The following is a 4296-nucleotide window of genomic DNA, read 5'->3' on the forward strand; positions in this document are numbered from 1 at the left end:
TGAAGGCGACTCACCCTCGATGTGATGACGAGGGCTGCCCGGATAGGCCGGGTAGAGCCTCACACAAAGGGGCGAGTCATGGAGCATCATAGCGAAGCATTCGTGGCGTTGGACACTGCGAAATTGCGCAATGCGGTGGCGATTGCCGATGCCGGTCGAGCCGGTGAGATTCGATATCTCGGCGAGATCGACAATACTGAAGCCGAGACACGCAAGCTCGTCGCAAAACTTGCGAGCAAACATGCTCGATTGACGTTCTGCTACGAGGCTGGCCCGACAGGTTACGGTCTCTACCGCTTGATCAAGAGCATCGGCCATGACTGCATTGTGGTGGCACCGTCGCTGATCCCATCCAAGCCAGGTGATCGGGTCAAAACCAATCGGCGCGATGCCGTCAATCTCGTGAAGCTGCTCAGGGCCGGTGAGCTGACGGCGGTCTGGGTGCCTGATGAGCGTCACGAGGCGATGCGGGACCTCGTGCGGGCTCGCGACGCCGCGGTCAAGGACTACAGAGTCAAGCGCCAGAACGTCTCCTCGCTACTGCTGCGTCTCGGCCGTCACTATCCGGGCAAGAAAACCTGGGGGCGGACGCACCTCAACTGGCTCACCGGCCTCAAGCTTGAGCATCGCGAGCAGCGCATCGCCTTCGAGGAAATGTTGTTGGCTGTACGACAGGTCCGGGAACGGATCGAGCGGTTGGAGCAGGCCATGCGCGAGGCCGTCGCGGACTGGACTCTGGCGCCGGTCATCGAGGCAGTGCAGGCCATGCGTGGCGTCGACATGGTCGGTGCGGTCGCGTTCCTGGCCGAGCTTGGCGATCTGTCGCGCTTCGAGAACCCCCGCCAGTTGATGGCCTATCTTGGCCTTACCCCGTCAGAGAGATCTACCGGAGAGAACGTCAAGCGGGGTGGCATCACCAAGGCCGGCAACGCGCGAGCACGACGGCTGCTCATCGAGGCTGCGTGGAGTTACCGTTTCCCACCCCGCGTCAGCAAGGACATGCAGACCAGGATCGGGGCCGCACCACGAACGGCCCGCGAGATTGCCTGGAAGGCGCAGATACGGCTTTGTGGCCGCTTCCGGACAATGACGCGGAAGGGCAAGCGGCCGACGATCGTGGTAACTGCGATCGCCCGCGAGCTGTCGGCCTTCATCTGGGCGATCAACCGCGAAGTCGCGGGATCTCATGCAACGGCGAACTAAAGACCAGGGTCATGGACCGCTCGAGCTATGAGGGCTCGACCGGCCCACAACCCCTCCGCCCTGACACGTAGCAACGGCCCAATAACAGCGGAGCATCATCGAACATCAATCGTGCAGCAGCGAGGGCGGGGCCACGGCAGGGGAACTCCCGCTTGGACTATGTGGCCGATCGCAAGATCGATGCCCGCGTTTAGACAGGGACAGCCCCGGACGAACAAACGGAAATGCGGTACCCAACCCGCGAATCAGAGTTTGATCACCGACGTCTTCAGGTCCCCGCCCTCACCCCTGCACGATCTATCGCCCAGACCCTCAAGCCAGAATGGCAGCAAGAGGGCGACCAATTGCGCCCTCAGCGCTTGACTAGGGACATCAGAGTCCAATGCCTCGTTCCCTACAATCCAAGACCGCGGTCCGGAGCCGCTCCTAAGGTATCGCGGCTCGAGATCGCCTGCCGACACGGTCGGGCACGAACCATGCGAAGCCGTCAATACCGGTCCGCACATTGAAAGGGACGCAGCATGAGAAAATCCACGATGGCCAATCTGTTCGTAGTCGCCATGCTGAGTCTGGTCTTGCCGGATCGCGCCTTCGGTCAGCAAAAGCCGCTCAAGGACTTGCTGGTCGGCACCTGGCTTCAGGTTTCCGTCGATGTCACGTCTAACGACGGCACCAGGCGAGGGCTGTTTGGCGAAAATCCAAAAGGCATCGTCATCTACACCAAGGACGGGTACTTCTCCCTCATGCAGGCCCGCACCGACCTCCCCAAACTGGCCTCCGGTCGTCCTACAACAGCAACCCCCGACGAAGCCAAGGCGATCGTCGTCGGCTCCATCGCATACTTTGGAAGATACTCGCTCGACGAAGCGAGCAAGGTTCTCAACTTGGACATCCAAGCCAGTACGTTCGCCAATCAAGTCGGCGACTCGACGGAAAAACGCACCATAACCTCGCTGAACGACAGCGAACTGAGGTTTACCAGACCCGGGCTCCTTCCTGGCACAACGCTTGACGTCCTCTTCAAGCGGGCGAAATGACGGGTTGGCATCAATGCACGATCGATCCAATCGCCGTCAGCTTTTCCGCGGTTGCCTCTGCTGCAACCAACCGGCCGCTCCTCCGCTCGCCATGCATCGGCGCAAATTTCTCACCGGCCTGGCGGCTGTCGGACTGGCCGGAACCGGACTAACCGCGCGCGCGACCACCGGCCGGCGGTTGATCGACCTGCATAATCACGTCATCCCACCGTTTTATCTGGCGGAAAATCGCGACCGGATCGACGTTTCGCTCAGCCGCGCCTTGCTGGACTGGACGCCGCAGCAATCCATCGACGCGATGGACCAGCACGGTGTCGAGACCGCAGTGTTGTCGCTGTCGACGCCGGGCGTCTGGTTTGGCAACGCGGAGACGGCGCGATCCACCGCACGCCGGGTCAACGAATATTGTGTGGGGCTTGCGGGCCAACATTCCGGTCGCTTCGGCCTTTTCGGCGCAATTCCATTGCCGGACATCGAAGGCAGTCTGCGCGAAATCGAGTATGCGCTCGATGTACTCAAGGCCGACGGCATCGGCCTGCTCACCAGTTATGGCGGCAAATGGCTTGGTGATGCCGACTACCAACCGGTGCTCGATGAACTCAACCGTCGCAAGGCCGTGGTCTTCGTGCATCCCACCATTCCCAGTTGCTGCCGGACCCTGATGCCCGGCACCTCGCCCATCATCGCGGAGGTGCCGCAAGACACCACACGGACGGTCATGAGCCTGCTGTTCTCCGGCACGCTGACGCGCTGCAAGGATATCCGTTTCATCTTCTGCCATGCGGGCGGTTCGGTGCCGATGGTCGCCAGCCGCATGACCCAGTATGGCCCAAAAGATCTCGCCGAACGGCTTCCGCAGGGCGTCGACTACGAACTCAAGCGGCTCTATTACGACATCGCCGTCGGCGGCAACCGGCCCGCCATCGCGGCCCTCACCAGTCTCATTCCGGTCCATCAAATCCTGTTCGGCAGCGACTTCCCGTATCGGCGGCTTGGCGAGAGCGCCGACGGCATGTCGCAACTCGGCCTGTCGGAGGCAGACCAATATGCCATCGGCCGAGACAACGCCCTAGCGCTATTGCCACGACTCAAAGCAGGTTGAACCTGCTAAGTGGGTCCCGGTAACTTTGCAATTTGCTGCGCCTGAGACGGACCAGCCGGGCCGGTCCGACGAGGTCCGTTTATAGGGGTGCGGCTGGCGCGGGATCAAACCGGCGCTTTTGACCCTCAACGGACATGCCGACCTTGTCTTACTTGCTTCGACCGAGCGTGGTAACGCCTGGGAATTGCGGTACTCGACCGACGATTTTTATCCTTCCCCTTGGGAGAGAACAATGAATTTGCGAGTGGCTCTTGCCGCATGCGCCATTGCGGCTTTTGGATCGTTCATCATGACTTTCGACGCGCTGGGCCAGACATCGTTCAAAGAGCAATTGGTGGGCACTTGGACGCTGCTCTCGTGGGAGCAGAAGAAGGGCGACGGCACCAAGGTCGAGCGTTATGGGACCAACCCGAAGGGCGTCGCCTTCTTTGATGCGGGTGGCCGATACATCATCACTGTGATGCGACCAGATCGAGCCAAATACGCGAGCAATGCCTTGTGGCAAGGCACCCCTGAGGAAAACAAAGAAACGGCCGACGGCACGATAACCTACTTCGGAACGTATTCAATAAACGAGGCAGATAGCAGCATCGCAATCAACGTCGAGGGCAGTTCCTTTCCGAACTGGAATGGCACCGATCAGAAACGCTTCGTTGCGATTGTGGGAGACCGACTGACGCTGACCGTTCGTCCTCCGGCTGGAGACGTAGTCGACGTGATATGGAAGCGAGCGGAGTGATGGACCCTCACGTCAGCTCTTGGCCCCTTTTCGGAAGTGCCGTAGCGTCCGAGTTAGGTCCGGAATGCATCCAGAAGTGGACATCCGCCTTCGTGGGTGATGACAACGACTTTGGATCAGAAAGCGCGCCACACACTCAGCGTCGTCCTGGCTTTCCAGGCTGTGTGAAAACCTGATCGGCTATTGTTGTCGGGATCGGGCTTTGATTCGAGGTT

Annotated in this window: 4 protein-coding genes; all 4 read left to right on the forward strand. The window is 60.4% G+C overall.

Going from position 1 to position 4296, the window contains the following annotated elements; genetic code table 11:
* Positions 1 to 78 precede the first annotated feature (78 nt).
* The 4 genes from UP10_RS07880 (at position 79) to UP10_RS07895 (ending at position 4081) form a co-directional block, all read left to right on the forward strand.
* Complete coding sequence (locus tag UP10_RS07880) at positions 79 to 1203, forward strand: IS110 family RNA-guided transposase (RefSeq protein ID WP_044586661.1); 1125 nt, start codon at positions 79 to 81, stop codon at positions 1201 to 1203.
* A gap of 536 nt (positions 1204 to 1739) precedes the next feature.
* Positions 1740 to 2240 (forward strand): lipocalin-like domain-containing protein, encoded by a 501-nt coding sequence (locus UP10_RS07885; RefSeq protein ID WP_197086761.1) that lies wholly within the window; start codon positions 1740 to 1742, stop codon positions 2238 to 2240.
* Between the two features lie 91 nt (positions 2241 to 2331).
* Positions 2332 to 3342, forward strand: coding sequence for an amidohydrolase family protein (locus tag UP10_RS07890; protein WP_044586809.1), 1011 nt, complete (start codon positions 2332 to 2334; stop codon positions 3340 to 3342).
* Positions 3343 to 3574: 232 nt separating this feature from the next.
* Complete coding sequence (locus UP10_RS07895; protein WP_050043586.1) at positions 3575 to 4081, forward strand: lipocalin-like domain-containing protein; 507 nt, start codon at positions 3575 to 3577, stop codon at positions 4079 to 4081.
* Positions 4082 to 4296 lie beyond the last annotated feature (215 nt).

This window comes from Bradyrhizobium sp. LTSPM299 (genome assembly GCF_000938235.1).
Lineage (GTDB): Bacteria > Pseudomonadota > Alphaproteobacteria > Rhizobiales > Xanthobacteraceae > Bradyrhizobium.